At 71.0% G+C, this 25826-nt stretch carries 32 protein-coding genes; 18 read left to right on the top strand and 14 right to left on the bottom strand.

The genetic code is table 11. The features are described 5' to 3' along the window. Window positions 1–212: 212 nt before the first annotated feature. Entirely contained in the window at window positions 213–1640 is a 1428-nt protein-coding gene (locus tag ACWGIC_RS33020; RefSeq protein ID WP_452079822.1) for an MFS transporter, read from the top strand. A gap of 236 nt (window positions 1641–1876) precedes the next feature. Here the strand turns inward: ACWGIC_RS33020 and ACWGIC_RS33015 are convergent, their stop codons facing one another. Continuing rightward, window positions 1877–2449 (bottom strand): TetR/AcrR family transcriptional regulator, encoded by a 573-nt coding sequence (locus ACWGIC_RS33015; RefSeq protein ID WP_452079821.1) that lies wholly within the window; start codon window positions 2447–2449, stop codon window positions 1877–1879. 92 nt (window positions 2450–2541) lie between these two features. On the opposite strand from ACWGIC_RS33015, the gene ACWGIC_RS33010 reads away from it, so the two are divergent. The 3 genes from ACWGIC_RS33010 (at window position 2542) to ACWGIC_RS33000 (ending at window position 5496) form a co-directional block, all read left to right on the top strand. Further along, a complete protein-coding gene (locus ACWGIC_RS33010; protein WP_452079820.1) occupies window positions 2542–3216 on the top strand; it encodes a nitroreductase in 675 nt (224 codons plus the stop codon). A gap of 184 nt (window positions 3217–3400) precedes the next feature. Then, window positions 3401–4519, top strand: a complete 1119-nt coding sequence (locus ACWGIC_RS33005) for a carboxylate-amine ligase (protein WP_452079819.1) — start codon at window positions 3401–3403, stop codon at window positions 4517–4519. Beyond that, on the top strand, window positions 4516–5496 hold the full coding sequence (locus ACWGIC_RS33000) for an iron-containing redox enzyme family protein (RefSeq protein WP_452079818.1): 981 nt from the start codon (window positions 4516–4518) through the stop codon (window positions 5494–5496). Before ACWGIC_RS33005 ends, ACWGIC_RS33000 begins: the two co-directional genes overlap by 4 nt. Before the next feature lie 50 nt (window positions 5497–5546). On the opposite strand, the gene ACWGIC_RS32995 is transcribed toward ACWGIC_RS33000, so the two are convergent. Together ACWGIC_RS32995 and ACWGIC_RS32990 are read right to left on the bottom strand one after the other, a co-directional pair. Beyond that, window positions 5547–5750, bottom strand: a complete 204-nt coding sequence (locus ACWGIC_RS32995; protein ID WP_452079817.1) for a CDGSH iron-sulfur domain-containing protein — start codon at window positions 5748–5750, stop codon at window positions 5547–5549. Next, on the bottom strand, window positions 5737–6420 hold the full coding sequence (locus ACWGIC_RS32990; RefSeq protein WP_452079816.1) for a methyltransferase: 684 nt from the start codon (window positions 6418–6420) through the stop codon (window positions 5737–5739). The genes ACWGIC_RS32995 and ACWGIC_RS32990 overlap by 14 nt, the downstream gene beginning before the upstream one ends. 256 nt (window positions 6421–6676) lie before the next feature. On the opposite strand from ACWGIC_RS32990, the gene ACWGIC_RS32985 reads away from it, so the two are divergent. Continuing rightward, complete coding sequence (locus tag ACWGIC_RS32985; protein WP_452079815.1) at window positions 6677–6808, top strand: hypothetical protein; 132 nt, start codon at window positions 6677–6679, stop codon at window positions 6806–6808. A 10-nt stretch (window positions 6809–6818) separates the two neighbouring features. Here ACWGIC_RS32985 and ACWGIC_RS32980 read toward each other — a convergent pair whose 3' ends face one another. Continuing rightward, window positions 6819–7217: an ATP-binding protein gene (locus ACWGIC_RS32980; protein ID WP_452079814.1), complete on the bottom strand. Its 399-nt coding sequence runs from the start codon at window positions 7215–7217 to the stop codon at window positions 6819–6821. Between the two features lie 299 nt (window positions 7218–7516). Here ACWGIC_RS32980 and ACWGIC_RS32975 point away from each other — a divergent pair, with 299 nt between their 5' ends. Further along, window positions 7517–8743 (top strand): PP2C family protein-serine/threonine phosphatase, encoded by a 1227-nt coding sequence (locus tag ACWGIC_RS32975; RefSeq protein ID WP_452079813.1) that lies wholly within the window; start codon window positions 7517–7519, stop codon window positions 8741–8743. A 21-nt stretch (window positions 8744–8764) separates the two neighbouring features. On the opposite strand, the gene ACWGIC_RS32970 is transcribed toward ACWGIC_RS32975, so the two are convergent. Both ACWGIC_RS32970 and ACWGIC_RS32965 read right to left on the bottom strand, forming a co-directional pair. After that, window positions 8765–9136 (bottom strand): STAS domain-containing protein, encoded by a 372-nt coding sequence (locus ACWGIC_RS32970; RefSeq protein ID WP_452079812.1) that lies wholly within the window; start codon window positions 9134–9136, stop codon window positions 8765–8767. 549 nt (window positions 9137–9685) lie between these two features. Beyond that, on the bottom strand, window positions 9686–10297 hold the full coding sequence (locus ACWGIC_RS32965) for an HSP18 transcriptional regulator (RefSeq protein WP_452079811.1): 612 nt from the start codon (window positions 10295–10297) through the stop codon (window positions 9686–9688). Between the two features lie 303 nt (window positions 10298–10600). Here ACWGIC_RS32965 and ACWGIC_RS32960 point away from each other — a divergent pair, with 303 nt between their 5' ends. The 6 genes from ACWGIC_RS32960 to ACWGIC_RS32935 all read left to right on the top strand — a co-directional run bounded on the left by ACWGIC_RS32960 (window position 10601) and on the right by ACWGIC_RS32935 (window position 14916). Beyond that, entirely contained in the window at window positions 10601–11026 is a 426-nt protein-coding gene (locus ACWGIC_RS32960) for a DUF6292 family protein (RefSeq protein ID WP_452079824.1), read from the top strand. Between the two features lie 73 nt (window positions 11027–11099). After that, window positions 11100–11417 carry an SRPBCC family protein gene (locus ACWGIC_RS32955; protein WP_452079810.1) on the top strand — a complete coding sequence of 106 codons (318 nt, stop codon included), beginning with the start codon at window positions 11100–11102 and terminating at the stop codon, window positions 11415–11417. Between the two features lie 106 nt (window positions 11418–11523). Continuing rightward, on the top strand, window positions 11524–12072 hold the full coding sequence (locus ACWGIC_RS32950; protein WP_452079809.1) for a DUF2267 domain-containing protein: 549 nt from the start codon (window positions 11524–11526) through the stop codon (window positions 12070–12072). 175 nt (window positions 12073–12247) lie between these two features. Next, window positions 12248–12844: a class I SAM-dependent methyltransferase gene (locus tag ACWGIC_RS32945; RefSeq protein ID WP_452079808.1), complete on the top strand. Its 597-nt coding sequence runs from the start codon at window positions 12248–12250 to the stop codon at window positions 12842–12844. A gap of 18 nt (window positions 12845–12862) precedes the next feature. Further along, window positions 12863–13327, top strand: coding sequence for a DinB family protein (locus ACWGIC_RS32940; protein WP_452079807.1), 465 nt, complete (start codon window positions 12863–12865; stop codon window positions 13325–13327). Window positions 13328–13497: 170 nt separating this feature from the next. Continuing rightward, window positions 13498–14916 (top strand): methionine--tRNA ligase, encoded by a 1419-nt coding sequence (locus ACWGIC_RS32935; protein ID WP_452079806.1) that lies wholly within the window; start codon window positions 13498–13500, stop codon window positions 14914–14916. On the opposite strand, the gene ACWGIC_RS32930 is transcribed toward ACWGIC_RS32935, so the two are convergent. Together ACWGIC_RS32930 and ACWGIC_RS32925 are read right to left on the bottom strand one after the other, a co-directional pair. Next, window positions 14838–15818 carry a bile acid:sodium symporter gene (locus ACWGIC_RS32930; protein WP_452079805.1) on the bottom strand — a complete coding sequence of 327 codons (981 nt, stop codon included), beginning with the start codon at window positions 15816–15818 and terminating at the stop codon, window positions 14838–14840. The two genes, ACWGIC_RS32935 and ACWGIC_RS32930, sit on opposite strands and share 79 nt — an antisense overlap. 38 nt (window positions 15819–15856) lie before the next feature. Beyond that, complete coding sequence (locus tag ACWGIC_RS32925; RefSeq protein ID WP_452079804.1) at window positions 15857–16399, bottom strand: TetR family transcriptional regulator; 543 nt, start codon at window positions 16397–16399, stop codon at window positions 15857–15859. 48 nt (window positions 16400–16447) lie between these two features. Between ACWGIC_RS32925 and bioB the strand changes: the two genes are divergently transcribed. Together bioB and ACWGIC_RS32915 are read left to right on the top strand one after the other, a co-directional pair. Further along, entirely contained in the window at window positions 16448–17512 is a 1065-nt protein-coding gene (bioB, locus tag ACWGIC_RS32920) for a biotin synthase BioB (protein ID WP_452079803.1), read from the top strand. Window positions 17513–17517: 5 nt separating this feature from the next. Next, a complete protein-coding gene (locus ACWGIC_RS32915; RefSeq protein ID WP_452079823.1) occupies window positions 17518–18654 on the top strand; it encodes an 8-amino-7-oxononanoate synthase in 1137 nt (378 codons plus the stop codon). On the opposite strand, the gene ACWGIC_RS32910 is transcribed toward ACWGIC_RS32915, so the two are convergent. Then, window positions 18565–19062 (bottom strand): DoxX family protein, encoded by a 498-nt coding sequence (locus ACWGIC_RS32910; RefSeq protein WP_452079802.1) that lies wholly within the window; start codon window positions 19060–19062, stop codon window positions 18565–18567. The two genes, ACWGIC_RS32915 and ACWGIC_RS32910, sit on opposite strands and share 90 nt — an antisense overlap. Window positions 19063–19223: 161 nt before the next feature. Between ACWGIC_RS32910 and ACWGIC_RS32905 the strand changes: the two genes are divergently transcribed. From ACWGIC_RS32905 to ACWGIC_RS32895, 3 genes are all read left to right on the top strand, one after another. Then, on the top strand, window positions 19224–19736 hold the full coding sequence (locus ACWGIC_RS32905) for a COG4315 family predicted lipoprotein (RefSeq protein WP_452079801.1): 513 nt from the start codon (window positions 19224–19226) through the stop codon (window positions 19734–19736). 136 nt (window positions 19737–19872) lie between these two features. Next, window positions 19873–21093 carry an NAD(P)/FAD-dependent oxidoreductase gene (locus ACWGIC_RS32900; RefSeq protein WP_452079800.1) on the top strand — a complete coding sequence of 407 codons (1221 nt, stop codon included), beginning with the start codon at window positions 19873–19875 and terminating at the stop codon, window positions 21091–21093. Between the two features lie 61 nt (window positions 21094–21154). Beyond that, window positions 21155–21514, top strand: coding sequence for a hypothetical protein (locus tag ACWGIC_RS32895; protein ID WP_452079799.1), 360 nt, complete (start codon window positions 21155–21157; stop codon window positions 21512–21514). Here ACWGIC_RS32895 and ACWGIC_RS32890 read toward each other — a convergent pair. After that, window positions 21511–22065, bottom strand: coding sequence for a TetR/AcrR family transcriptional regulator (locus tag ACWGIC_RS32890; protein ID WP_452079798.1), 555 nt, complete (start codon window positions 22063–22065; stop codon window positions 21511–21513). The genes ACWGIC_RS32895 and ACWGIC_RS32890 overlap by 4 nt on opposite strands. Window positions 22066–22130: 65 nt before the next feature. On the opposite strand from ACWGIC_RS32890, the gene ACWGIC_RS32885 reads away from it, so the two are divergent. Further along, the gene (locus ACWGIC_RS32885; protein ID WP_452079797.1) at window positions 22131–22589 is read left to right on the top strand and encodes a cupin domain-containing protein; all 459 of its coding nucleotides are present in this window, start codon (window positions 22131–22133) and stop codon (window positions 22587–22589) included. Between the two features lie 9 nt (window positions 22590–22598). Here ACWGIC_RS32885 and ACWGIC_RS32880 read toward each other — a convergent pair whose 3' ends face one another. The 4 genes from ACWGIC_RS32880 to ACWGIC_RS32865 all read right to left on the bottom strand — a co-directional run bounded on the left by ACWGIC_RS32880 (window position 22599) and on the right by ACWGIC_RS32865 (window position 25575). Next, complete coding sequence (locus ACWGIC_RS32880) at window positions 22599–23360, bottom strand: hypothetical protein (RefSeq protein WP_452079796.1); 762 nt, start codon at window positions 23358–23360, stop codon at window positions 22599–22601. Window positions 23361–23470: 110 nt separating this feature from the next. Continuing rightward, the gene (locus ACWGIC_RS32875) at window positions 23471–23704 is read right to left on the bottom strand and encodes a hypothetical protein (RefSeq protein WP_452079795.1); all 234 of its coding nucleotides are present in this window, start codon (window positions 23702–23704) and stop codon (window positions 23471–23473) included. A gap of 13 nt (window positions 23705–23717) precedes the next feature. Then, a complete protein-coding gene (locus ACWGIC_RS32870) occupies window positions 23718–25331 on the bottom strand; it encodes a hypothetical protein (protein WP_452079794.1) in 1614 nt (537 codons plus the stop codon). Continuing rightward, window positions 25324–25575 carry a hypothetical protein gene (locus ACWGIC_RS32865; protein WP_452079793.1) on the bottom strand — a complete coding sequence of 84 codons (252 nt, stop codon included), beginning with the start codon at window positions 25573–25575 and terminating at the stop codon, window positions 25324–25326. Before ACWGIC_RS32865 ends, ACWGIC_RS32870 begins: the two co-directional genes overlap by 8 nt. Between the last annotated feature and the right edge of the window lie 251 nt (window positions 25576–25826).

Here is a 25826-nt window from a genome sequence, read left to right as displayed (position 1 = left end):
CGGTCGAACTGAGCGAACTGCGGCTGAAACCCGCCCAGCCCAGCACGGGCCCCACGCCGACCCCCGAAGTCCGTGAAGGGCCCCTTGAGGGAATCTGATTCCCTCAAGGAGCCCTTCACGGACTTCACCTGAATGCCCACAGGGCAAAGTTGCCTAGTGGGCATTTTCTCGGCTACCTTGGGGCACATCACCCCGGGGGAGGACGTCCAGTCATGCCGAGAACCGCCGCGCCGGAAGAAACCAGCCCGTTCACCCGGCGTGTCAAGATCGGCATCGCCGGGGCGTTGTCCGGCATGACGCTGGGCATGCTCGACAGCTACATCGTGGCCACCGCCCTGCCCAGCATCGCCGGGGATCTCGGCGGCCCGGGGTCGATGACCTGGATCATCACCGCCTACGCGCTGGCGATCGCGGCGTCCACCCAGGTCTGGGGCAAGCTCAGCGACCAGTTCGACCGCAAGGCGATGTTCCTGCTGCCGGTGGCGGTCTTCCTGGCCGGTTCGATGTTGTGCGGACTGGCCCCGGGCATGGGCGCGCTGATCGGTTTCCGTGCCCTGCAAGGCATCGGAGCCGGCGGGCTGCTCGTCGGGGCGATGGCGATGGTCCAGGTTCTGGTGCCGCCCAAGGAATCCACGCGGATCTCGAGCTGGACCGGTCTGCTGCTGGGCCTGTCCCTCGTCGGCGGCCCGCTGATCGGCGGCTTCCTCACCGACGCGCTCGGCTGGCGTTGGATCTTCTACGTCAACGTGCCGTTCGGGCTGCTGTGTCTCCTCGGGACAGCCATCGGCGTCCAGCTGCCGCCGAAGAGCGGGAAAGCGCGAATCGATTACGGCGGAACGGTTTTGCTGGTCGCCGCGGTCGTCAGCCTCACTCTCGTCACCAGCTGGGCCGGCACGCGCTACGCCTGGAACTCGCCGGCGATCCTCGGGCTGTGCGCCGCGGCGGTCGCCGCGCTGACCGCGTTCGTCTTCGTGGAACGCCGCTGTCCCGAGCCGCTCGTCCCGTTCCGGATGTTCCGCACCCGCAATTTCACCCTCGCGCAGGTGCTCGGCTTCGCCTTCAACGTCACCATGGTCGCGACGGTCACCTTCCTCCCGCTGTACTTCCAGAACGCGCGCGGAGTGCCGCCGTCGCTCAGCGGGTTGCTGCTGATCCCGATGACCGCCGGGATGGTCGCGGTGATGAACGGAAGTTCGCGATACATCCGCCGCACCGGCCGCTTCCGGATCCTGCCGATCGCCGGCAGCGCCTGCGTCGCGATCGGCACAGCTGGGGTCTGCTTCCTCGGACCGGACACCGATCCGCTGCTCGCGTCGCTGGTCGGGCTGCCGCTCGGGGCCGGGCTCGGCTGCCTGATCCAGAACACGATCCTGATCACCCGGCTGAGCGTCGAGCCCCGCGATCTCGGCGCCGCGCTGGGCATGGGCTCGCTGACGCGGACACTCGGCAGCGGCATCGGCGCGGCCCTGTTCGGTTCGCTGTACGCCGGCGCACTGGCCCGGGGCGGAGCGGCACCGACCGGGGTGACTGACGGGCTGCACGCGGTCGCCGCCGCGACGCTCGTCGTCGCGCTCCTCGCGCTGGCGGCCGCGTGCCTCGTCCGCGAAGTCCCGCTCACCGACCGCCCCGCAACCCGCTGACCTGCGAATTCCAGCAGCGTTCCAGCTTCGTTCCATACCTTCCGGGCAGCGTCCTCCACGGTGCGTCGAGTCCGCCGGGAGGGTGGGACCGACGCCAAGGGGGACGAACCGGCCGGGTCAGACCCTCCCGGCCGGTTCGGGCAAGGGCGGTCGCAACCCCAGGCTCCGCCCTTGCCCGCCCTTCCCTGGCCCCCGAGTCCCTTGTGGACGGCCGAGACCGTCCACAAGGGAGCCCGTCAGCCGAGAGCGCGCTCCAGCAGCACCTCGGCCGCAGCTCGCGCGTGACGGCCGTAGCCAGGATCGCCCAGGACCATCGCCCGGCTCGCGGCTCCGTCGGCCAGCGTGACCAGCTGCTCGGCGAGCGTCTCGGGCTCGGCCGCCCCCAGCTCCGCGACCAGGTCGGAGACCAGCCGGAGCATCAGCAGCTTCTGTTCCCGCGCGTAGGCGTGCACCGCGCTGCCCGGATCCGGGTACTCCGCCGCCGCGTCCACGAACAGGCAGCCGCGCACCGGTTCGGACTCCGGCAGGTCGAACATCGCCAGAAGCCGTTGCCGCGGCGGGAGATCCGCGCGGGTCAGCACGTCGTGCAGGGTGTCGCCGGAGCGGACCAGATCCCGCAGATAGGCGACGACCAGCTCGTCCTTGACCGGGAAATGCAGGTACAGCGTCCGCTTCGACACCGGGGCGGCGGCCGCGATCTGCTCCATCGTCGTGCCGGCGATGCCGTGGCGGGCGAACAGGTCCGCGGCGGCCGCCAGCACGCGCTCGCGTCCCCCGCGACCGGCCCGGCGGGCTTTCTCCTCGACCATGCGCCCAAGTGTACAGAAACGTTTACTTAAGCCGGGGCAGCCTGCTACCGTACTTAGGTACACGAAAGCGTTTACCTAAGGAGCTGCTCCCGATGCCCGAACTCGCCGACGCCGCCGCGACCCTGATCCGCGGACGGCGCGCGACCCGGTCGTTCCGGCCCGACCCCGTTCCGGACGGCACGCTGCGCGAGATCTTCGACCTCGCCGCCGCGGCGCCGTCCAATTCCAACGCCCAGCCGTGGCAGGTCGAGGTCGTCAGCGGGGCGAAGCGGGACCAGCTCGCCGACGCACTGGTCGCCGCGCACGAAGAAGGCCGCCGGTCGGTCGATTTCCCGTACAGCGAAGACATTTACGAAGCCGTGCACCAAGAGCGCCGGGCCGCGGCGGGCGGTGCGTTGTACGGCGCCCTGCGGATCGGGTTCGACGACCACGAAGCACGCGCCGCCTACGACGCCGAAAGCCTGCGCTTCTACGGCGCCCCGCACGTCGCGCTGCTGTTCGCGCCGGACACCGCCGAAGCCCGGCTCGCGGCGGACGTCGGGATGTACGGCCAGACCTTGCTGCTGGCCATGCAGGCGCACGGAGTTTCCAGCTGCCCGCAAGGGTTGCTGAGCTTCTACGCGGACACTGTCCGGGAAACGCTCGGCCTCGACGGCGGGAAACTGCTGTTCGGGATTTCGTTCGGCTACGCCGATTCCGCCGCGCCGGTCAACCGGATCACGGTCGGCCGGGCCCCGCTCGCCGAGACCACGCGGTTCCACGCCTGAGCACCGAGCTTTTCCGGACGCACGCGCGAAAACCCGGTGTCACCGCGCCCCCGCGCGTTTCCCGCGGCAGCCGTTTCGCCGGGTACCCGCCGAGGTACGGGAGAAACGCCGGTCCGCACCGTCCGGAAAGGACCGGCCCCGATTGCCCAGCGCCAGCGTGGGTATCCGGGTCCGGGAGGTCCCGATGGACGTACCGACGCTCGGCGTCGAGGAAGAATTCCTGCTCGCGGCCCCGGAAAACGGTCGCCCGATGCCTGTCGCGGACGAGGTGCTCGGCAGCGTCGGACGGCTCGCGGACGGCGCGGCCGTGCACCGGGAACTGCGCGCGACCCAGGTGGAACACGCCACCGGCGTCTGCACGACCGCGGCGCAGCTGTACGACCAGCTGTGCCGCGGCCGGCTGGCGCTCTCCCGGGCCGCGGCCGACGCCGGCTGCGCGCTACTGGCGACCGGGAGCCCGGTCGGCCCACTCCGCTCCCCCGCCGACCCGCGACCGCCGGACCGCTACGCCCGGATCGACGCGCATTACGGCGATCTGACCGCCGATTACGAGGTTTGCGGCTGTCACGTGCACGTCGGGGTCCCGGACGCGGACACCGCGGTAGCCGTCGTGAATCACCTCGCGCGCTGGCTCCCGGCGTTGCTCGCGCTGTCGGCCAACTCCCCGTTCGACCGCGGCCGGGACACCGGCCTGCACAGCTGGCGAATGGCTCAGCAGACCCGTTTTCCCGGCTCCGGGCTCTCGCCGCGCACGGATTCGCACGCCGAGCACGCGCGTCTGGTCGATGCTCTGGTGGCCTGCGGAGCGTTGGTGGATCGCGAGCAGACGTTCTGGCTCGCCTGGCCTTCGCCCCGGTATCCGACGGTGGAACTGCGTGTCGCCGACGTGCCGCTGACCGTCGACGGCGCGCTCGTCCAGGCAGTGCTGTCGCGCGCACTCGTCGCCGCCGCGCTGGCCGACCTCGACCGAGGCGTCCCGGCCCCCGCGATCGATCCGCAGATCGGTTCGGCGGCGGTGTGGGCGGCGACGCGGCACGGCCTCACCGGCGCCCTCGTCGACCCGGTGCGGGCGAGACCGCTGCCCGCCGCCGAAGCCATCGCCGATCTGCTCCGCTACGCCGGACCCGCCCTCCGCGCGGCCGGGGACCACGAACTCGCCCACCGGCTCGTCCGTGCCGTTCTGCGCGAAGGCAGTGGCTCGGCCGCGCAACGGAAAGCCGGGCCGGAGGCGGCGGTCGCGATGATCGCCGCGCGCACCGTCCCACGCGTGACGCCGCTTCAGGCGGGTACCCGGGGGCAATGACGACCTCCCTCACCGCACTGCCGACAGTTCGTGGGCCAGTCTCCGCCGCGTTGCTGGAAATCCTGCGCGAACCGGACCGCGAGCCCGCCCTCGACGTCCGCGACGCCGACCCGTTCGGCGACGACCTCCACCTCGCCCTGCATCTCTGCTACGAACTGCACTACCGCGGGCTGCCCGGCGTCGCCGCGGAACGCGAGTGGGACACCGGGCTGCTGGGGGTACGGGCCCAGCTCGAAAACTCCTTCCGCTCCGCCTTGCGCGACGCGGTACCGGGCGGCTCCGATGTGGACACCGAACTCGACGCGCTGCTCACCGAGTCGGACGCCTCCGGGGCGATCGGTTTTCTGCTGGCCGAGGGAGAATGGTGGCACGTGCGGGAACTGTTCGCGCACCGTTCGGTCTACCACCTCAAGGAAGCCGATCCGCACGCGTGGGTCATCCCGAGACTGTCCGGCGCGGCGAAGGCGGGACTGGTGGCGGTCGAATTCGACGAGTTCGGCGGCGGGCACGCCGACCGGGTGCACGCCGCGCTGTTCGCGGACCTGCTCGCGGCGGCCGGGCTGCCGGACGGCTACCTCGCCCTGCTGGAGCACGTCCCCGGCCCGATGCTCGCGCTGGTCAACATGATGTCGATGTTCGGCCTGCACCGGGCTTCGCGCGGGGCGCTGGTCGGGCACTTCGCCGCCGCCGAGATCACCACCGCCCCGGCCGCGCAGCGGATGGACCGGATCCTGCGCCGCCTGGACGCGCCCGGGGCCTGCCGCTTCTTCTACACCGAACACATCGAGGCCGACGCGGTGCACGAACAGGTCATGCGGCACGAGGTCGTCGGCGGCCTGCTGGCGCAGGAACCGGAACTGGCGGCGGACGTCGTGCTCGGCATCCAGGCCACCGGGTTCCTGGAGGCGCAATTGGACCAGCACCTGCTCGGCTGCTGGCAAGCCGGGCTGTCGTCGCTGCGCCAGCCCCTGCCCTGACCGCGCAACGGCACCGGCCCGAGTTCCCGCGAACCGGGCCGGCGCCTCGGTCAGCCATCGCCCTGGCCGCGAACCCGCTTCCGATGACTCGTGTCGCACCACGGGAACCGCTTGCTGCGCCGGCAAGCGCACACCGCGACGACGAACCGGTCCGACCGCTCCGTGCGCCCGTCCGGAGTGGACACTTCGACCGGCCCCTCCACCAGTACCGGCCCGCCCGGCACCACCCGGACCCAGCGTTCATCGCGCGGCACGGAGCACCACCAGTTCCTCCGAACGGTCGCCGGGCCGCACGAACCCGTGCTCAGTCAGGTAGTCCAGCCGTCCGGACACCACCGGCCCGAACGGCACTTCCGCCCGCGCCAGCACCTCGCTGCGCAGCCCGCCCGCGGCCAGCGCGAAGCGGGTCTTGTCCACATCGGACATCGTCGACTGCACCAGATACAGCGCGCCGGTCCGAGTCAGCAGCGAAGGGGCGGCCGCGCACAACGGGTCCAGCATCGCGCGCCCGTCCGGACCTGCGTCCCACGCGCGAGTCGAGCGGACGACCGGTGTCGGGGAAGGCACGTACGGAGGGTTGGCGACAACGACGTCGTACGGCCCGGCCGCGGCCGCCTCGCCGAGCCCGCCCCGGATCAGGCCGATCGGCAAAGCCCGCAGCACGGTGTTCACCCACGCGGAAGCCAGTGCCCGCATCGAAATGTCCGCCGCGACGACCGTGGCCCCGGTCCGGGCCAAGGCCATCGCCAGTGCGCCGCTGCCGGTTCCGAGGTCCGCGCAGCGCATCCCGCACCCGATGCGCGTGTCCCCCGCCAGTACTCCGGCGAGAAGGGCGGTGTCCTCTTGCGGACGGTAGACCCCCGGCAGCCGGAATACTCTGCCCAGCGGCCGGGCCTCCGCTTCAGTGCGCACGGTCATCGTCATGGCGGTCCTCCATCTCGGTCGGGCCGCGCGGATACCCCGGTCCAGTCAGGACAAACCGCGTTTTCCGCCGCACCGCCCCGGATTCGCCCCGGGCGGCCGGACGCCAGGCCGACTCCGCGCGCCTGGGCCATTTCCCGCCCGGCCGACAGTCCCCTTAGGCCATCCGCCTCGCCCGCGAGGTACCCGAAGTCACAGGCGACACCCGGGTGTCCGACGCCTTCACCGGGTACCCGGGTCGCGAGTGGAAGGAGCGGGAATGATGACCGAACCGCGCGAATCCGGCGACGTCTACGGCGACACTCCGGAAGAAGAACGCGAAACGATCCGCGGCGAACAGGGCACGTCCGGCGACGAGCACGACGACTCCGACCCGCAGCAGGGCCGCTGAACCGCGCCCGTCAGCGGGACGGTTCGCACGCCTCCCGGGCGGGCACCCCGCAGCCGAGCCGCGCCCAGACCGTCTTGCCGCCGGAATGCTCGTGCACTCCCCAGTCGTCGGCGAGCCGATCGACGAGCAGCATCCCCCGGCCGCGCGCCCGCTCGAAGTCCGGCGGGCGGACCCGCGGGCGGCCCGGCTCCGGGTCGTCCACTTCGATCACCACGACGCACGGCCGCGCCAGCACGGTCAGCCGCGCGTAGCACGGACCCGAGGTGTGCTCGTAAGCGTTGGAGGCGAGTTCTTCGATCACCATCAGGACGTCCGCGAGATGATCGGGCGACAGATGCCCCAGCGATTTGCCCGCCCAGGCGCGCACCTTCGGCAGCGCCGAAACCCCGGTGCCCCGCAGATCGAGCACCCAAGGCTCCTCGGCCGCCCCCGGACCCGGGCCGGTCACGGCCGGTCCCTCTTCCGCTGACCAGGACAAAAAGACCCCTCTCCCGTCGGCGGCGCGACCCAGCGCGAGGGACGTCCCGTGCCGGAAAAGGCCGCCGTGCTTCGCCGCCCCTCGCCGCAGCCGCTTGACATCACGTGGGGAAGTCCCCTTTTCGTTCTCGACTTCGCCGGTGCCCAATCGGGCGTACCCGGACAGGCCCGACTTCACACCTGTCGGCGCACATCTCTGGACCCCGGAGCCGGTTCGGCTACTGTCGCTGCATGCCGCCTCACGCGCCGGAGCCCGAATCGCGCACCCGCCTCGCCGAAATCCTCGGCACCGGGGCGAACAACGCCGAACTCGGCGAGGAACTCGCCAAGGTCCTCGCCCGGGCTTGCACCGTCCTCGACGTCGACACCGCCACCGTGCTGCGGCACGACTCCCGGTGGCAGCGTCTCGTCGCGATCGCGGCCGCCGGGCTCGAGGAGGAGGTTTACCAGGGCGTCCAGATGCCGGTCGGCTCGGGGTTCGCCGGAGCCGTCGCCGCGCGCCGGGAACCGGTCGTCATCGACCGCGTCGACAAGACCACGGTGCTCAACGCGCTGCTGTCCGAACGCGGCCTGCACACCATGCTCGGCGTCCCGATGCTGGCCGGCACCGAACTGGTCGGCGTGCTGCACATCGGAGCCGTGCGGCAGCGCCGGTTCAGCACCACCGACATCGAAACCCTGCGGCTGCTCGCCGACCGGCTGGCCGCCGTGCTGCAGGCGGAGATCCTGCACCAGAACCAGGCCGCCACCATCGCCCTGCAGCGCAGCCTGCTGCCGGGCGTCCTGCCGGTCATCGACGGCCTGAGCCTGGCCGCCCGCTACGTGCCGGGCGCGGAGACCGGGCTCGGCGGCGACTGGTACGACGTCTTCCGGCTCCCCGGCGACCAGACCGGCATCGTGATGGGCGACGTGTCCGGGCACGGTCTCGACGCGGCCGTCATCATGGGACGGCTCCGCAGCGCACTGCGCGCGTACGCGCTCGACTGCGACGATCCCGCGGAAGTCCTCGCGAAACTCGACCGCAAAGCGAACCACTTCGAGCACGGCGTGATGGCGACGGTCGCCTACGGCGTGCTCAGACCCGGCCACGCGAGCATGGCGCTGTCGCTCGCCGGGCACCTGCCGCCGATCGTGGCCTCGCCGGGCAAACCGGCCGAACTCGTTCCGGCTCCGCCGGATCCGCCGGTCGGCCTGACCGTCGGGGCCACCGTCCAGCGGCGCACCACGACTGTCGAACTGCTGCCGGGAGCCGCCGCGGCTTTCTACACCGACGGTCTCGTCGAACGGCGGGACCGGCTCGTCGACACCGGCATGGACCAGCTCGCCGCGCTGGTCCGGCCGGAGGACCCGGAACGCGCCTGCGCCCGCATCATGGCCGCCATGGTGGGGTCCCGGCCCCCGCAGGACGACGTCGCACTCGTGGTGCTCCAACGCACTGCCGGGGCCGGGGCGCACTGACTTCCTCCGCGCTTGCCCGGCTTACTCCGAGGCCAGCGCTTCCTCGAGCGTGCGGTACAGCGGCAGGCTCTGCTCCAGCCCGGTCAGCTGAATGGGCCGCAGTGTCGCCCGGCCGGACGCGACGATCCGCACCTCGGTCCCCTCCGGCGCTTCCCGGCACGCGGCCAGCAGCACGGTCAGCCCCGCCGACGCGAGGAAATCGACCCCTGTCAGGTCCAGCACCAGCACCGGGGGTTTCCCGGAGACGGCTTCGGCGACCGCGGCCGTCAATTTCGGGGCGGTCCCGAGGTCCAGGTCCCCGTTCAGGGACAGCACCGCCGCGGGCGAGCGGTCGTCCCGTTCGATCGACAGCGAACCCGGCGGGTCGATCACCGGGTCGGTCAGCTCACTCATTCGCTCTTTCCCTCCTCAGGAAGCCCGGCACTCCTGTGCCCGGGCAGGAAAAGGACGCGGCTGGCTGCTCAACCGCGAATAGCATGCATCACGACGGCGGCCTCGCACGAATGCCGTCGCCGGAATGATCTCGGATCGCGCGCGAACCGGCAGCGCGGGGGCGCCCTGGGCGAGAGGTCCGGCTCAGTGCGCGCGGTCGCGGTGCCGCCGGGCCTCGTCCGGGCACGGCCGGGCGGGGTGTTCGCCGAGCCGATTCCCCGGCGGGGCGGTCGGTCCGGCCCGGCTCGGGCGGTTGCGGAGCTGCCGGGCCGGACTCTTCCCCGCCCCCTCCGCCAGCGCCGCAGCCCGTCCGGCTCAGCGGAGACGATCCCGCCGGGCCGCACCCACGCACACCCGACCGGCAAAACCGCCGACCTGAACCGCCCGCGCCGCAACCAGTCCCGCTCAGCGAAGACGACCGCGACACTGCCAAGTCGCGCACTCCCCGACCCGCTCCGCCGAACCGGCCCGCCACACCCCCGCCACCGCCAGCGAGACGCCCGGCCCGGCTCATCGCGCCCGCCCGCGCCGTTGCCCGGCCGCGTCCCGGCGCACCCGATCGGCGTGCGCGCCGATTTCCCCGACCCGGTCGGCCAGCGCGGCGTGCCGCGGCTGGAGGTGCGCGCGCACGTCCGCCAGCGGCAGCAGCAGGTTCGTGACATCGTCCTCTCCCAGCGCCACGCCGAGCCGGTCGGCGCTTTCCTGTCCGGCGGGGTCCAGATCGGGCGCGGCGCTGGCCTCGGCGGCCAGCCGGCGCAGCACCGCCGCGTTGCGCCGCGCCCAGTCCGCGACCGCCCGGTCTCCCGCGCGGCGGTCCCGTTCGGCGTCGACGCGCGCTTCGCCGGTGGTCTCCCCGGTCGCCGACGGCCGCAACCGCAGGTACCGGCGTTCGGCCGCCTGTCTGCTCGCCACGCCCAGCGCCGGAGCCAGCGCGGCCCAGCTCGCCCCCGCGGCGCGCGCGGCCGCGATCAGTTCCGGCTCCCATTCGCCCAGCTGGTCGCGCAGCGCCCGCAACGCCGACAGGGCGGCCAGCGACCGGTCGGCCGCCGCGCCGCCGTTCCGGGCGGCCAGCACCGCCTCCCGGACGCCTTCGGCCAGCAGGCCGGGGTCCACCTCCGCCATCGCGTCATCCTCTCGACGACTCGACAGTTGTCATCGTTTCGATGACATGCTAGAAGAAAAGAGCGTCCCCTGTCGAGCGGTGGAGGTGAATCCGGATGTCCTGCCGATCCCGCGGGCCGATTCCCCGCGTTCCGCAGGTTTCTTCCGCCCCGTCACCGGGAATCAGGTCCGGACCCGCCAGGGCGCGTCCCGGCCGCTGACCGGAAACCCCGCCGCGCCGCCCGGACGCGGCCCTCCGCACGGAACCGGCCACCCCGGTCCCGTGCCCGTCCTTCGCGCGAGAAAGGCGTTGTCCCCGTGTCCTTGCCGCTGCACACAGCCCAGACCAGCCCGTCGCACCCCGCCGCCGTGCGGCTGTGGAACTACCTCGCCGACGTCACCGGAGCACTGGGCATCGGCCTCGAGTCCTGCACGGTCGACCACGACACCCCGGTGTCGGCCTACGTCGCCCTCGACGGCCACCTGCCCGCCTACCCCGGCCGCGACGTCGCCCTGCTGTGGGACGAGATCCACGGCTGGGCCGCCGCCGTGGAAACGCACTCCGGCGAAGACCTCATCGTCATCCGCTACCTGGGCGGGCCTTCGATCGTGCCGCCCGCGTCCCGGGTCTCCGAGTTCGCGGCGGCGGTGCGCGACGACGACCACACGATCGGCTGCCTCGCCCCGCCGGAAATCCGGACTCTCGGCACCCCGGCCGACCTCGACGCGATCCTCCGCGCCGCGGTCTGACCGGGCAGGCCTGCCGGACCCTCCACTGTGGACTCTCCGGTTTGCCGCCGCCGCGAAACGGGCAGCCAGAGGCATGACCGAGTTCGAGGCCGGACGAAGGATGCCCGCGACGGCGGAGCACGTCTATGCCGTCGCGGCCGACGCCGCGCACCTGGACGAATGGCTGCCCGGCCCGGCCGCCGCGCCCCCGGCCGGACGCCGCGGCCGGCTCCGGCTCGAATGGAGCGGACCGGACGGCGGCGGCTGGCTCCAGGTCGAGTCCGGCGCGGCGGGCACGAGCCACGCGACGCTGCACCTGTCGGTTCCGGCCGGTCAGCACCGCGGCGACGTGCCCGCACGAATCCGCACGTCTCTCGACCGGCTCGCCGTTTTGTCCGGCTCGCCCGGCTGAACCCTCCACAGTGGACCGTCCGTCCCGGATCGTTTTCCGTCGCACGGAACCGTGCCGTCACGCCGCGCGCAGGATCGGCTACTCTGCGGCCAGGAGTTGATGGTCCATGGTGGTGCGGAAGGAAATTCTGCCCGGGCCTCGCCCACCCCGCACGGAACGGAACCGGCTCGCGATCGACTGCGTCGTCGACAGCCTGCTGCGATGTCTTCCTCTGGCCGAGCAAACCCGGCTGGGCATCGTCGCGCCGGGCCGGGGCCGCACGTGCGACCGCGAGGCCCTGCTGATCGAGGTCTCGTTGCGCACCAGGCGTTCCCCGCACGCGGCGAGGTGCCTGGTCCGCGCGGTCTACTCGGCACTCGGGCGAACCTCGCCGGAACTCGCCTCGCGGGTGCGCGCGGGCGTGAGCCCGGACGTGCTGGTCCTGCTGGGCGAGACGCGGCAGCCTGGCGAGTGGTCGCGGGAAACCCCGCCGCGGCGGCGCACCGGGCAGCTGTCCGCTGCGGGGCATTCCCGTTCAAGCCCAGGCGAGCCGCCGGATCCCGGCCGCGGCGATCAACCGCCCGGAGGCGAGTTCCGGAAAGTGCGCGGGCACGAAAACGTCGCCAGTCGCTTCGAGTTCGGCCGCGAGCCGCTGCCGCACCGCGGTCGCCGCTGACCGGTCCACATCGAACCTGCCCTTTCGGTTTCCCGGTCGAAGATGGGTGAAGACCACGTCGGTCACCTCCTCGGGCGCTGTCCGGCAGCTGGGAGTTGCCGTTCCGGCAAGATCGCGTGCGCTCCGGCTCCCGCTCCGGCGACCCTGGACGCACACCGACGCGAGGAGCCGACCGATGACCAGCGAAGCCACCCTGTTCTGGGACGAAGTGCACGCCGCGCAGCCGCCCGCCGACCCGCGGCCGAACGCCCGGCTCGTGGAAATCGTCTCCGGCCTGCCGCCCGGCGACGCGCTCGATCTCGGCTGCGGCAACGGCGGCGACGCGCGCTGGCTCGCCGGACGCGGCTGGAACGTGACCGCCACCGACATCTCGGCGGTCGCGGTCAAGCGCCTCGCCGGCACGCGGATCACCGCCGTGCAGCACGACCTGCGGGTCAGCTTCCCGGCTGGCGAATTCGACCTCGTCACCGCTCACTACCTGCAGACGCCCTTCGAACTGGACCGGACGGCTGTCCTGCGCACCGCCGCCCACGCGTTGCGCCCGGGCGGCCGGTTGCTGGTCGTGGACCACGGCTCGACCGCGCCGTGGTCGTGGAACCAGGACCCGGACGCGCGTTTCCCCGGCCCCGCGGAGATCGCCGCGGACCTCGCCCTCGACCCGGCCGGGTGGACCGTCGAGCGCGCCGGCTCCCCCACCCGGGTCGCGACCGGGCCGGACGGCCAGACCGCCGAGGTCGTCGACCATGTCCTGCTGATCCGCCGCACCGCCTGAAACCCCGAGGAGACCACTGTGCCCCGCCGTCGCGACACCCCGCCGCCCCGCACCGGAAGCAGCGAAACCGAAGTCCTGCGCGGATTTCTCGACTATCTCCGCACCTCAGTCGCTGCCAAGGTCGACGGTGCTCCGGAGCCCGAGGCCCACGCCGCCGCGGTGCCGTCCGGCACGAATCTGCTCGGCCTGCTCAATCATCTGACCTTCGTCGAGCGGTCGTTGTTTCTCGGCGAGACCGTCAAGAACTGGCCGTCGACCTTCCGCACCGGCGACAGCGTCCCCGACGTCGTCGCCCGCTACCGGGAAACAGTCAAGCGGGCCAACGAAATCCTTGACGAATGCCCCGATCTCGCCGCCCCGATGCCGGGCCGCGACGGCCCGAGCGTCCGCTGGGCGCTGACGCACATGATCGAGGAGACCGGACGGCACGCGGGACACGCCGACATCCTCCGCGAGCTGATCGACGGCAGCACCGGACGCTGACCGAAAACCAGTGGTGCCTGAACGCACCGCGGGTCCACGATGGAAGGCATGCACACCGCACGGATGGCGAGCCCCGACCTGGGGCCCGTCCTCGTGCGCTGACACGACCAGAACAGCCCCGGCCGTCGCCGGGGTTCCTCCGCCGTCTGCCGGGGCGGAGAGGGTTCTCGATGACCAGCCTGATCACCACCGCGATCCCGTACGTCAACGCGGAACCGCATCTCGGGCACGCGCTCGAACTCGTGCAAGCCGACGTGCTCGCCCGGCATCGGCGGTTGCGCGGCAACCACGTGCACCTGCTCACCGGCACTGACGACAACGCACTCAAGAATGTCACCGCGGCGAAAGCGGCGGGCGTTCCGGTGCAAGAATTCGTGAACCACGGCACCGAACGATTCGCTGCGCTGCGAGTCCCGCTCGGGCTCGCGGTCGACGATTTCCTCCGCACCAGCACCGATCGCCGACACCGCGAAGGAGTCCGGCGGCTGTGGCAAGCCAGCTCCGAACGCGGCGACTTCTACGTGCGCGACTACACCGGCCGCTACTGCCTGGGCTGCGAACAGTTCTACGCGGACGACGAACGCTGCACTGAGCATGAAACCCCGCCCGAGGAAGTCACCGAGCAGAACTGGTTCTTCCGGCTTTCCCGTTACTCCAGCGAAATTCTGGAGTTGCTGGAGTCCGGCCGGATCCGGATCGAACCGGCCGCCCGGCTACGGGAGGTGCTGGGGTTTGTCCGCGCCGGGCTGTCCGACCTCAGCGTGTCCCGTCCCGCCGCGCGCTCGAACGGCTGGGGCATCCCGGTGCCCGGCGACCCGGGCCAGGTGATTTACGTCTGGTGGGACGCGCTCGCCAACTATCTCACCGCCGACCCGTCCCGCTGGGCCGAAGCAGCCGAGCGAGTACACGTGATCGGCAAAGGCATTCTGCGGTTCCACGCGGTGTACTGGCCGGCGTTGCTGCTCTCGGCGGGCGAACGGCTGCCGGACACCATCTTCGTGCACGACTATCTCACCCTGGACGGCGCGAAGATTTCCAAGAGCGCGGGCAACACTGTCCGCCCGACGGACCTGGTCGACCGGTACGGCACCGACGCCGTCCGCTGGTGGCTGCTTCGCGAGGTCGCCCCGCTCGGCGACACCGACTTCACCGAAGCCCGGCTGATCGCCCGCGCCGACCAAGAACTCGCCAACGGTCTCGGCAATCTTGTGCACCGCGTGCTCACCCTCGCCCGGCGCACCGGCGGGATCGTCCCGGCCAGTCCACTAAGGACAGTCAATGCGCTCGCCGGCCGGATCGGCACGGCACTCGCCGCTTTCGACTTCCGCGCGGCCACCGGCGCTTTGGTCGAAGTGATCGCCGACGCGAACCGGTTCGTCGAGCAGACCCGGCCGTGGACGTTGCGCGGCGACGACTTGGACGAAGTGCTCGGGACTGTCGTGTGCACTTGCCGGGAACTGGCAACGGAACTCAGCCCGTTCCTTCCGGACGGAGCCGCCCGCCTGCGCGCTCAACTCGACCGCGGAGAACCGGTGCGCCTCTTTCCCCGGCTCTCCGACGGCAGCAGCCGGGGCACGAGCCGGACGTAGCAAACCATGCCGACGACCTCGACCAAGGTCTGCGTCACCACCACGACCGGCGCGACCGCGAACCCGTCCGGCAGCGCCAGCGCCAACGGGAGCACCACCAGAGAGTTCCGCGTCGCGCCGGTGAAGACGATCGCCCGCCCGGCCGGAACGTCCACTCTGGACAGGCGCGCTACGCCGAGTCCGGCGAACGCCATCACCACCAGGAAAACCACGTAGAACGGCACGACCGACGCGACCGGGCCGAGCCCGCCGTGGAGCTTCGGGGTTTGCGACGCGACCACAATCGCCAGCGTCGCGGCCATCAGCGGCACCATCGCGGTCCCGGCCGCGTCGGCGAACCGGCGGCCGGTCGCGTGCCGGGCCGCCCACGCCTGAGTGAGCCAGGCGAGTGCCAGCGGAATCACGATCAGCACGAGGAACGCTTCGAGGAACGGCCCGGCCCGCACGACCCGCGCCAGATCCGCGCCGAGGAAGAGATACAGCAAGCCGGGCAGCAGAAGCATCTGGGCGAGCAGCAGCAACGGCGTCGCGGCGAGCAGACGGCGGCTGCTGCCTCCGGCCAGGCCGCTGAAGACGATCACGTAATCCACGCACGGGGCCAGCAGCACGAGCAGCATGCCCAGCCGCAGCGCCTGCCCGGCCGGGAAGAAGGCGGACATCGCCGCGACGACCAGCGGCACGACGACGAAGTTCACCGTCAGCGCGGCGACGAGGAAGCGGCCGTCGCGCAGGGAGCGGGCCAAGTCGGCGGCGGGCACCTGCAGGAACGTGACGTACAACAGCGCCGCCAGGACGGGGTTGATCGCCGGTTCCAGCGCGGGCCCGGCCGCCGGGGCGAGCCAGCCGGCCAGCGCGCCGACGCCCAGCGCGGCCAGGTAAATGACGACCTGGTGCCGTTCCATGCGCGACACCAGACCGGACGACGACGGCCCCGCTCCAGTCAACGGGACAGTCCACTGAGGATCGCGTCGATGCCGAACCCGAACGCCTCGTCCGAATCCCCGCTGTGCGCCGGATCTTCCTCGACAATCCCGGCGCGCACCAGTTCTGCATGGTTCTGCTCCTCCGCCACGAAGCCGAGTACATAGTGGACGACCGTCCGCGCCGCCCACTCCGCGCGCCGCTCGTCGAACTTCCCGGTGAACAGCTGGCGCAGCGCGTGCGTGGGCACCAGCAGATCCGGCCGGTACGCCTGCACGAACGACACCACCTCGGCCCCGTCGCGGACTTGCAACAGCGCCGAGCGGAAGTCCCCGGCCGCCTCGCGCGGGTCCTTCGCCACCTCCGGCAGCCCCTTCAGGATCCGCGCGGCGACGACCGCGAGCAGCTCCTGTTTGTTGGCGACGTGGTAGTACAGCGCGCCCGGCTGGACGCCAAGGTCCATCGCCACCCGCCGCATCGACAAGCTGCTCAGCCCAGCCTCTCGCAGCAGCTCGTAAGCCCGGTCGACGATCTGGTCTCGCGTCACCTTCACCCCTCTCATTCTGCCCGCCGCTTGCTTCCGGCCGATCGGCCGCCTAGGATTTGATAGGTGTTCAAAACCTTCGACGACCTGGCCGACCGGCAGCTCGCCGGCGGCGTACTCGACCGAACTGACGCCCGCGCGGTGCTGGAAGCGCCGGACGAGGACGTACTCGGCCTGGTCGCGGCTGCCGGGCGGCTGCGGCGCGCGCACTTCGGCAACAAGGTCAAGGTCAACTACCTCGTCAACCTGAAATCGGGCCTGTGCCCCGAGGACTGCGGCTACTGCTCGCAGCGGCTCGGGTCGTCCGCGCAGATCCTCAAGTACTCGTGGCTGTCCGCCGAGGAAACGGCGCGCCAGGCCGGCGCGGGCGTGCAAGGCGGCGCGTCGCGGGTGTGCCTCGTCGCCAGCGGCCGCGGGCCGAGCGACCGCGACGTGGACCGCGTCGCCCAGGCTGTCGAGGCGGTGAAGTCCGCGCACGCCGACGTGGAAGTGTGCGCGTGCCTCGGGCTGCTCAAGGACGGCCAGGCCGAGCGGCTGCGCGAAGCCGGGGTGGACGCGTACAACCACAACCTCAACACGAGCGAGTCCCGGTACAACGAGATCTGCACGACGCACGGGTACGACGACCGCGTCGAGACGGTCGAAAAGGCCAAGTCCGCCGGGCTTTCCGCGTGTTCCGGCCTGATCGTCGGCATGGGCGAGACCGACGACGAGCTGATCGACGCGATCTTCGCGCTGCGCGACCTCGGCAGCGATTCGATCCCGGTCAACTTCCTGATGCCGTTCGAGGGCACCCCGCTCGCCGGGACGTGGGAGCTGAGCCCGCTGCGCGCGCTGCGGATCCTCGCGCTGGCGCGATTCGCTTGCCCGGCAACGGAAGTCCGGATGGCCGGCGGGCGCGAAATGCACCTGCGGTCGCTGCAGCCGCTCGCGCTGCACGTGGTGAACTCGCTGTTCCTCGGCGACTACCTCACCAGCGAAGGCCAGGCCGCGAAGGCCGACCTCGAGATGATCGCCGACGCCGGCTTCGAGGTCCTCGGGGCCGGAGAACAGCAGCAGCAGCAGGCCGCGCATTCGGCTCCGGCCTTGCGGGAACGCGGAGCGGGCACCGCCGCCGCACCCAACGCGTGACCGCCATGGTGTCGATGCACGACTGGCTCACCGCCGCCGAACGGGATCGGCACGCCGCCGGTCTCGTCCGGCGGACCGACGACCGACGGCATCCGCGGGCGTCCACATTGGACCTAGCGTCCAACGATTATCTGAGCCTCAGCACCGATCCGCGACTGCGCGCGGCCGCCGTCCAAGCCGTCGAAAAGTACGGCGCCGGGGCCGGCGCGTCGCGAGTCGTCACCGGCACCACGCCGTGTCACACGGAGCTGGAACGCGAACTGGCCGACCTCACCGGACAACCGGCCGCACTCGGGTTTTCCAGTGGCTACACAGCGAATCTCGGCGTCGTCACCGCACTCGGCTCGCCGGACACGCTGCTGATCACCGACGCGCACATCCACGCGTCGCTGATCGACGGCGCGCGACTGTCCCGCTCCCCCGTCGCGATCTGCCCGCACGGCGACCTGAAGGTCCTCGCGCGGCTGCTGCGCGACCGGTCGCAGGAGCGGGCGATCGTGGTGGTCGAGTCGATCTATTCGGTGCTCGGCGATGCCACGGATCTTGTGCGCACCGCGGCGTTGTGCGCTGAGTACAACGCCTTCCTGGTGGTGGACGAAGCACACGGCATCGGCGTCGCCGGGAACGGACGGGGCGCGGTGCACGCGGCCGGTCTCGCGGGCGCGCCGCACGTCGCGGTGACCGCCACCTTGTCGAAGGCGCTGGGCGCACAGGGCGGTGCGGTGCTGGGATCGCCGCTGCTGCGCGAACATCTGGTCAACACCGCGCGGACGTTCATCTTCGACACCGGCCTCGCCCCCGCCGCGGCCGCGAGTGCGGCGGAGGCGTGCCGGATCATCGCGGCCGAACCTTCGCGGGTCGAGGAACTGCACCGCGCCGCGGCCGCGATCGCCGATGCCGCAGGGGTTTCGCGAGCACCCGGCGCGGTGCAGTCGATCCCCGCCGACTCGCCGGAGCAAGCCGTCGCGGCCGCGAACCAGCTGTACGAACGGGATATCGTCGTCGGCTGCTTCCGCCCGCCGAGCGTCCCGGACGGCGTCTCCCGGCTCCGGCTAGTCGCTCGCGCCGGGGTTGACCTGGACCGCGCTCAAGACGCCGCCCGGCTCGCTGCCCAGTGGTCGCGCGCCGCGAGCATCGTCTGAGCGCTTCCCCGAACGGAACAGCGCATCGAGCGCGAACGCGCCCGGTCCGGTGAAGGCCAGCAGCAGGAAGGCCCAGCAGAACATCGCCGCGGGCTCGCCGTGGTTCTGCAACGGCAGCAGGCCGTCCGGCTGGTGGACGACGAAGTAGGCGTACGCCATCGAGCCGGACGCGAGCACGGCCGCGACTCGCGTGCCCAGGCCAAAGGCGACCAGGAGGCCGCACCCGAGCTGGATCACCGCCGCGTACCAGGACGGCCAGGCGCCCGCGGCGACCGTTCCGCCCTGGGGCACGCCGCCGAAAATCCCGAACAGCGCCGCCGCACCGTGGGCCGCGAACAGCAGCCCGACGACGATCCGGAACAGGCCGAGCACGAACGGGACGGCCCGGTCGAGCACACGCTCTGGCATGGGTCCTCCTCGGAGAGTGACTAAGGTTAGGCTTGCCATACCGTACGTGCCGGGTCCCCTCCAGTCCAGACGCTGTGACGCTGAACAAATCGGGCTGAACCGTTCCGGTGCCCGCCGCGTGTCGAAGGAAGGACGCCACCCACGCACGGCTGGAGGCTGGGATGAAGGTCAGATCTCTCGCGATAGCAAGAACTTTCGGACTGCTCGCCGCGACAGGCTTGCTCGCTGCCGCGTGCGGCGGCGGAGGCGGGAGCACGGCCGCGCCGCCCGCCCCACCGACGCATTTGACCGACAGCAAGGGCGAAACGATCTATCTGTTCGCCGCGGACCACGACGGCCAGTCCGTCTGCACCGCGAGCTGCGCGAGCTATTGGCCGCCGGTCGCGGCGGGGACCCAGCTCACCGGACCGGCCCAGGGCTCCGCGCTGGGCTCCATCACCCGGCCGGACGGGTCGAAACAGGAAACTTTGGCCGGACATCCGCTGTACCGGTACCTCGGAGACCACTCCGCTGGGCAGACCAACGGCCAGGGCTTGAATCTCAACGGCGGACTGTGGTGGATGGTCTCGCCGGGCGGAGCCGCGATCACGACCGCCCCGGCGCCGCCGAGCACCGGCGGGTACAGCGGGGGCGGGTACAGCGGGGGCGGCTACACCGGCGGCGGGTACGGCTGAAGTAACGCCTTCCGGGGTAGGCGCAGTCCCGATGGGGTACCTCTGATCAGGGGCCCTTGACCGGGCAGCTGAATAAGACCAAACTTCGCTAGTGATATAAGTACTCCCGTCGTCCCCGCATCGAAGGAGTTCTTCAGTGACCTCGCCGACCTCGCCGACCTCACAGTTCGTCATCATCGGAGCCGGACTGGCCGGGGCCAAGGCCGCGGAAGCGTTGCGCGACAAGGGATTCGACGGGAAAATCACCATCGTCGGCGACGAGCGGCACCTGCCCTACGAGCGTCCGCCGCTGTCCAAGGACTACCTCGCGGGCAACGCCGAGGCCGAGAGCTTCCAGGTGCACGACGCCGCGTGGTACGCCGAGAAGAACATCGAGCTGCGCCAAGGCGTCAAGGCGACGGCGATCGCGCGGGACGAGCACCAGGTGACGCTCGACGACGGCACCACCCTCGGCTACGACAAGCTCCTGCTGGCCACCGGCGCGAGCCCGCGCACGCTGCCCGACACCGCGGGGATCTACTACCTGCGCCGGATCGAGGACTCCGACCGGCTCAAGGAACTGTTCGGCACCGCGGCCAAACTGGCGGTCGTCGGCGGAGGCTGGATCGGCCTCGAGGCGACCGCGGCCGCGCGGCAGGCCGGGGTGGAGGTCACCGTCATCGAGGCGCTCGACCTGCCGCTGATCACCGCGCTCGGCCCGGACGTCGCCCCGGTGTTCGCCGACCTGCACCGCGCGCACGGCGTCGACCTGCGGCTCGGCGTCCAGGTCGAGCACATCACCAACGGCGGCCAGAGCAAGCGGATCCGGCTCAGCGACGGCAGCGTCCTCGAGGCGGACGCCGTCCTGGCCGGGATCGGCGCGAAGCCGAACACCGAACTGGCCGAGGCGGCCGGGCTCCGCGTCGACAACGGCGTGGTGACCGACGCGAGCCTGCGCACCAGCGACCCGGACATCTTCGCCGCCGGCGACGTCGCGAACGCCTACCACCCGTTCCTCGGCAAGCACGTGCGCGTCGAGCACTGGGCGAACGCGCTGAACCAGCCCGCCGTCGCCGCGGCCGGGATGCTCGGCGAGGACGAGTCGTACGACGAGCTGCCGTACTTCTTCACCGACCAGTACGACCTCGGCATGGAATACCTCGGCTCCATCGAGGACCACGACCGCGTCGTGTTCCGCGGCGACGTGCCCGGGCGCGAGTTCATCGCCTTCTGGCTCAAGGAGAACCGCGTCCTGGCCGGGATGAACGTCAACGTCTGGGACGTCACCGACCCGGTCAAGGCGCTCATCCGCTCCGGCAAGACGGTGGACCCGGAGCGGCTGGCCGACCCCGAGGTCCCGCTGGAGGACCTCGCCTGATTCCCCTGCTAGCGAGCCGTTCCGGACCGGTTTCCGGAACGGCTCGCTAAGCTTCCCCGCCGTGGCGACCGAAATCCTCTCCGCGGGCTGGGACTCTTCGTACTACGTCCTGCGAACCTCGGCCTTCGACGCGATGTTCCTCGTCGGCGGCGGCGAGGACCCCGACGAGGTGGACAACGTGGACGTCGAGGTCCGCTATCCCGACGGTTCCCGGTGGAGCGCGACGATGTTCACCCTCGACGAGGTGGACCGCATCATGCGCCGCTGGGAAAGCACCGGCGAGTGCGCCGGCGGCAGCTATTTCGCCGGCGTCGACGACCTCATCGTCCGCGAACCCGGCGTGCGGAAGATGACCGCCGTGCTGATCGCGATGCACGACAGCGGCGAACTCAGATCTCATCTGATGCGCTTGGAAGACTAGACCGGGGGCAGCAGACCTTCCAGCGCCAGCTCCAGAAACCGCCGCCAGTCTCCGCTCCCCGTGCGGACCACCGACGACAGACAGCCGACCAGCAGATACACGTCGCCTACCGTGCAGTCCGCGCGCAGCACACCCGCCGCCTGATCCGCCTCGATCGCCTGCGCTACCACGGTTTCCAGCTCCGCCAGGGCGTCGCCGCGCGGTTCGCTCCCCGCCGACCCCCGCGCCGTCTCGATGGCCGACGACAGCGCCCGGTCCCCGGACAGCACCTCGCCGACGTGCCGCAGATAGCGCTTGACCCCGGATTTCCCGTCGAGGCACCGCTTCCGCGCGTACTCCGCGATCTCGGCGAACCGCTGTTCCGCCAACGCTTCCACCAGCGCCCGCCGGTCCGGGAAATTCCGGTACACCGTCCCGACCCCCACCCCGGCGGCCCGCGCGATCTCCGGCAGCTGGACGTCGTCGTGCTCGGCGAGCAACGCGCGAGCCGCCTCCAGAACCCGCGCCCGGTTGCGTTCCGCGTCCGCCCTCGGCTTGCGCTCCGTTGACAACCGACGCCCTCCTCCGGCTAATCTGGAAACGGACTCCGCTTCCGATACGTCTGCGAGGATACCCCATGACGAAGGACCGTTTCCTGCTCCTCCAGCCCGGCGAGGCGCGCCCGGGCCGCGTGCCGATGCCGCCCGCGTTCACGGTGAAGGCGATGACGGGCGACACCGAGGCCCGGTTCTCCTTGCTGGAGGTGACACTGGCCCGCGACATCCCGCGTCACGTCCACCACGAGGCCGACGAATGCATCTACGTCCTCGAAGGCGAACTGGGCATCGACTTCGCCGACGAGACACACATCGCGACGAAGGGGATGTTCGCGCTGCTGCCGCACGGGGTGCCGCATGCGCTGCGGGCGGTGTCGGATCCCCCGCCGCGCCTGTTGCAGATCTCCTCGCCGGGCGGGTGGGAGCATTATCTGGAGGATCTGTTCGAGGCCGGGCCCGCGGTGCTGACGGACGGTGCGGTGGATCCGGCGAAAATCAATCCGGTGGCGGCGCGGTACGCGATCGCCTACGAGGAATGACGCCGAGAATCAGCGCTGCAGCACCGGCCAGACCGCGGCCGGATGGCAATGCTCCGGGCACGCGAACAGATACACCTCGTTGCCGAGGAACAACAGATAGCGGTCGGGGTCGTAGGTGTCCGGTTGTTCGGGCTGACCGGGCCGCCTCGCGAACCCGATGTGCTCCGGAACCTCGCACAGGAACCCCACTTCGGCACCGCACGCACAGCGCCGGTTTTCCGCACGCTGCAGCCACCGCGGCAGCCCGCCGACTTTGAACTCACGGCGGCCGACGCGCAGTTCAGTGAACATTCCGCGAGGGACGGGCGGGACGGCCTGCCACACGGTCTCCTCCTCGCACTCCGCACGAAGCACGAGTTCGCTGCTGAGAAGGTGCCGTTCCTCCGCAGCGGCCGGAGCGGCGGGGTCCCGGTGCAGCATGATCCGCCAGAACGCGCCGGGATGCTCGAGAATCTGCGGATCTTCCCAGTACCGCTCCGGAAGCTGCGGCGAGTCTCCTTGCGGGCAGGCCGCGTCGTTGTGCACCGGGCACTGGAACACGAGCAGGTGGTCGCCGCCGAACCGGGCGATGTCCGGCGGGACGTCCAGCTGAAAGAAGAACACCATCCGCTCGCCGCAGTAGCACTCCGGCCAATCCTCGCCCTCGGGCAGGATCGGCCTGCCGCCGAAGGTGTTCCGCGCACCGGGACTCGCCGCGTGGCGCGGGTCTTCCACCACATACATCGGAAGGTCGGCTCGGCGGACCACGGACGACGGCTCGAAGACAGTCACCGGATCAGCCTAGGACAGCTCGAAATCCTCGTCTGGCGTTCCGCGGGAAAATCCGGCGAAGAGCGGGCACCGCCGCGAATTCCGGTGCCCGCTCATGCCCGCTCCTCCGATCACGCCGCCCGCAACCGCCGCCATTCCCAGGCCGCCAGCCCCGCGAACAAAACCGTCGCCACGCAAGCGATCGCGGTCAGCAGCCATTCGGCTTCCCCGCCTCCGCCGTCCGGAGAAGCGCCGGTCGTGCGTTCGATCCAGTCCGGAACAGTCAGCGTCAGCACCAGCGCGACAGCGCTGAGCGCGGCGAGCACCGCCTCGGCCGCGATGCGAAGCTTCTGCGCAGTGTTCATGACAACCTCCCTTTCAGTACTTCGCCGCGTTGAGGCGGGTCCGCCAGGTGTTGCCCGCTCCGGCGTATTCGCCGTAGCTCCAGACGGTCCGGGAATCCGACGGGTCCCGGCCGATGCCGAAGTAGTCGCCCCATCGGCCGCCGGTGTAGGCGCTCTGCCCGGCGATCACCGAAGCGCTGCCCTGCAACGCGCCCGGCGGGTCGGTGGCGAGGCGGCCGGTCTGGCGGAGGTGCCCGTACTCGTCCGCCGCGGACCGGCCGAACGCCACGTGGGCGTTGCGGGAAATGTCGGTCTGGATCACCGGGAAGAAGTAGTGCTTGCCGGGTGCGCCGAACGCGCCCTGCTGCGTGATCGCGTGGCTGGGCACGTCGATCTCGTACCACTGCACCACTGACCGCGCCTCGGTGTCGCCCGGCCAGCTGTACGCGGACGTGTGGGTCGTCCACAAACGCTGGGTGCGGCCCGCGGATTGGAAAACCGCGTTGAGCAACCGGGTGTCGTTCGTGGCGATCCGGGTCGCCCCGCCGTCCTTCTGCACCGCGCCGGGCGGCAGGTTGTAGCTGCGGCAGGGAACGGCCGCCGACGTGAGCGACGGCGCGCCGCCGGACCACAGGGCCAGCGGGTTCGACAGCGTCCAGAGCGTGAGGCTCGACCCGGACGGGAACAGCGAGTTCACCAGGTAAGCCCGCGGATTCCCGCCGGCGCCCTGGAAATGGCAGCACGGCTGCACGGAGAACGCGGCGCTCCGGTCCGGGTTCTTCAGGCCCCAGAAATCCCACCAGCGGATCGTGTGTCCCGCCCCGCCTCCGCCGCCGTACAGCTCCGCCTTGTTGAAGATCCGCAGTTTCGCGTAGGCGAACCCGCCGCCGAAGGCGAATTGGTTGGTGGACACGTAGATCGCCTGGGTGTCGAAGCCGAGCATCGGGTAGTCCGACCAGTTGCCGCTGGCGGTGGCGCCGTCTGTGGACGCGTCCGTGCTCCAGATCCAGTACCCGCCCGCGGGGTCGCTGGTCTGCGAGACGCCGAGCAGAATCCAGGAGCCCTGCGGGTTCGCGCGCCGGGCGGCGATGCAGACGATCCACCGGCCGCTGTAGTGGTCGTAGGCCAGTTTAGGGTCGAAAAGCTGCGCCCCGGCGGGCAGCACCGGGTTGAACATCGCGGTGAAGTTCGCCCACCGGAACTGCTGCAGGCCGGTCTTGTCGTACCCGACCAGGTCGACGTTGACCGCCGCCAGCACCTGTTTCGGGCCGACCGCGACCGAGCAGTCGGGCGGCCGGAACGCGGTCTGCGAAATCCCCTCGAAACTCGCCGACGCCGCCGGGGCCAGCCCCTCGGCGAACTCGTCCTCCGGCGGATTCTCCTCCGGAGATCCGGCCGCCGCTTCTTCGTCGAGCTGCGCGTCGAGCGCGTCCTCGGCCGCGAGCGCTTCCGCGCCGTGCTCGCGCGCGCCGGTCTTGAGCTGGTCGTACTCCTCGATCAGCACCGGGAACCGCTGCGCGAACAACGGCGACCGGACCGGCGACGGGGGTTCGGCGAGCAGCTCGCCGACCGTCAGGTCCGCCATCTCCCGGGACGCGCCGCCGGTCGTCTCGCCGGCTTGGCCCTCGGGCGCCTGTGCGTCAGGCATCACGGTGATCACCCTCTTCCTCCGCGGCCTCGTCGCCGGCCTGTGCCGGGGCGTCGGCCTCCTCCCGATCGCGGTGCCGCTCGGCAGCCGCTTTCAGCCGCTCCATTTCGGCGGCCGGAACCGGCATCCCGATCGGAATCTCGTACCCCATCTCCGGTTCGGCAGGCGCGTTTTCGCGCGCCGGGCCGCTTTCGGATCCCTCGCCGCGGCCCGCCCCGGACCTCGGTTCTTCCCGCTCGGCCATCTCCTCACCCCCGGGAATTCCGCCCGAAAAGATCAATTCCGGCGATGTTCACAAAAAAGGTCGCACAGAGACCGGGAATGGATACGGGAATACCGGAACCTTCAGCCGAACGGCGCAGCGGAAATCGATTTCAGTGCTTTCTTTCCGGTTTCTGCGGAAGGCGCATAAAAACCGACCGGAAACGGTTGCGAAGAACCTTCGCACACATCCGGAGCCGCCACACCGGACGACCGAATGCCAGCGGATCACGA

It is taken from the genome of Amycolatopsis sp. NPDC054798 (genome assembly GCF_053611505.1).
Note: the sequence above shows the minus strand (reverse complement) of the source record. Positions and strands in the feature narration are given on the sequence as shown.

Coding starts and splice junctions, on each gene's coding strand:
- ACWGIC_RS32975 (WP_452079813.1), top strand. CDS start 7,517: ATGCCGCCTCACGCGCCGGAGCCCGAATCGCGCACCCGCCTCGCCGAA.
- ACWGIC_RS32990 (WP_452079816.1), bottom strand. CDS start 6,420: ATGACGATGACCGTGCGCACTGAAGCGGAGGCCCGGCCGCTGGGCAGA.
- ACWGIC_RS32885 (WP_452079797.1), top strand. CDS start 22,131: ATGACGAAGGACCGTTTCCTGCTCCTCCAGCCCGGCGAGGCGCGCCCG.
- ACWGIC_RS33005 (WP_452079819.1), top strand. CDS start 3,401: ATGGACGTACCGACGCTCGGCGTCGAGGAAGAATTCCTGCTCGCGGCC.
- ACWGIC_RS32870 (WP_452079794.1), bottom strand. CDS start 25,331: ATGCCTGACGCACAGGCGCCCGAGGGCCAAGCCGGCGAGACGACCGGC.
- ACWGIC_RS32915 (WP_452079823.1), top strand. CDS start 17,518: ATGGTGTCGATGCACGACTGGCTCACCGCCGCCGAACGGGATCGGCAC.
- ACWGIC_RS33010 (WP_452079820.1), top strand. CDS start 2,542: ATGCCCGAACTCGCCGACGCCGCCGCGACCCTGATCCGCGGACGGCGC.
- ACWGIC_RS32950 (WP_452079809.1), top strand. CDS start 11,524: ATGGTGGTGCGGAAGGAAATTCTGCCCGGGCCTCGCCCACCCCGCACG.
- ACWGIC_RS32930 (WP_452079805.1), bottom strand. CDS start 15,818: ATGGAACGGCACCAGGTCGTCATTTACCTGGCCGCGCTGGGCGTCGGC.
- ACWGIC_RS32910 (WP_452079802.1), bottom strand. CDS start 19,062: ATGCCAGAGCGTGTGCTCGACCGGGCCGTCCCGTTCGTGCTCGGCCTG.
- ACWGIC_RS32865 (WP_452079793.1), bottom strand. CDS start 25,575: ATGGCCGAGCGGGAAGAACCGAGGTCCGGGGCGGGCCGCGGCGAGGGA.
- ACWGIC_RS32875 (WP_452079795.1), bottom strand. CDS start 23,704: ATGAACACTGCGCAGAAGCTTCGCATCGCGGCCGAGGCGGTGCTCGCC.
- ACWGIC_RS32945 (WP_452079808.1), top strand. CDS start 12,248: ATGACCAGCGAAGCCACCCTGTTCTGGGACGAAGTGCACGCCGCGCAG.
- ACWGIC_RS32935 (WP_452079806.1), top strand. CDS start 13,498: ATGACCAGCCTGATCACCACCGCGATCCCGTACGTCAACGCGGAACCG.
- ACWGIC_RS32905 (WP_452079801.1), top strand. CDS start 19,224: ATGAAGGTCAGATCTCTCGCGATAGCAAGAACTTTCGGACTGCTCGCC.
- ACWGIC_RS32985 (WP_452079815.1), top strand. CDS start 6,677: ATGATGACCGAACCGCGCGAATCCGGCGACGTCTACGGCGACACTCCG.
- ACWGIC_RS32955 (WP_452079810.1), top strand. CDS start 11,100: ATGACCGAGTTCGAGGCCGGACGAAGGATGCCCGCGACGGCGGAGCAC.
- ACWGIC_RS32970 (WP_452079812.1), bottom strand. CDS start 9,136: ATGAGTGAGCTGACCGACCCGGTGATCGACCCGCCGGGTTCGCTGTCG.
- ACWGIC_RS33020 (WP_452079822.1), top strand. CDS start 213: ATGCCGAGAACCGCCGCGCCGGAAGAAACCAGCCCGTTCACCCGGCGT.
- ACWGIC_RS32965 (WP_452079811.1), bottom strand. CDS start 10,297: ATGGCGGAGGTGGACCCCGGCCTGCTGGCCGAAGGCGTCCGGGAGGCG.
- ACWGIC_RS32925 (WP_452079804.1), bottom strand. CDS start 16,399: ATGAGAGGGGTGAAGGTGACGCGAGACCAGATCGTCGACCGGGCTTAC.
- ACWGIC_RS33015 (WP_452079821.1), bottom strand. CDS start 2,449: ATGGTCGAGGAGAAAGCCCGCCGGGCCGGTCGCGGGGGACGCGAGCGC.
- ACWGIC_RS33000 (WP_452079818.1), top strand. CDS start 4,516: ATGACGACCTCCCTCACCGCACTGCCGACAGTTCGTGGGCCAGTCTCC.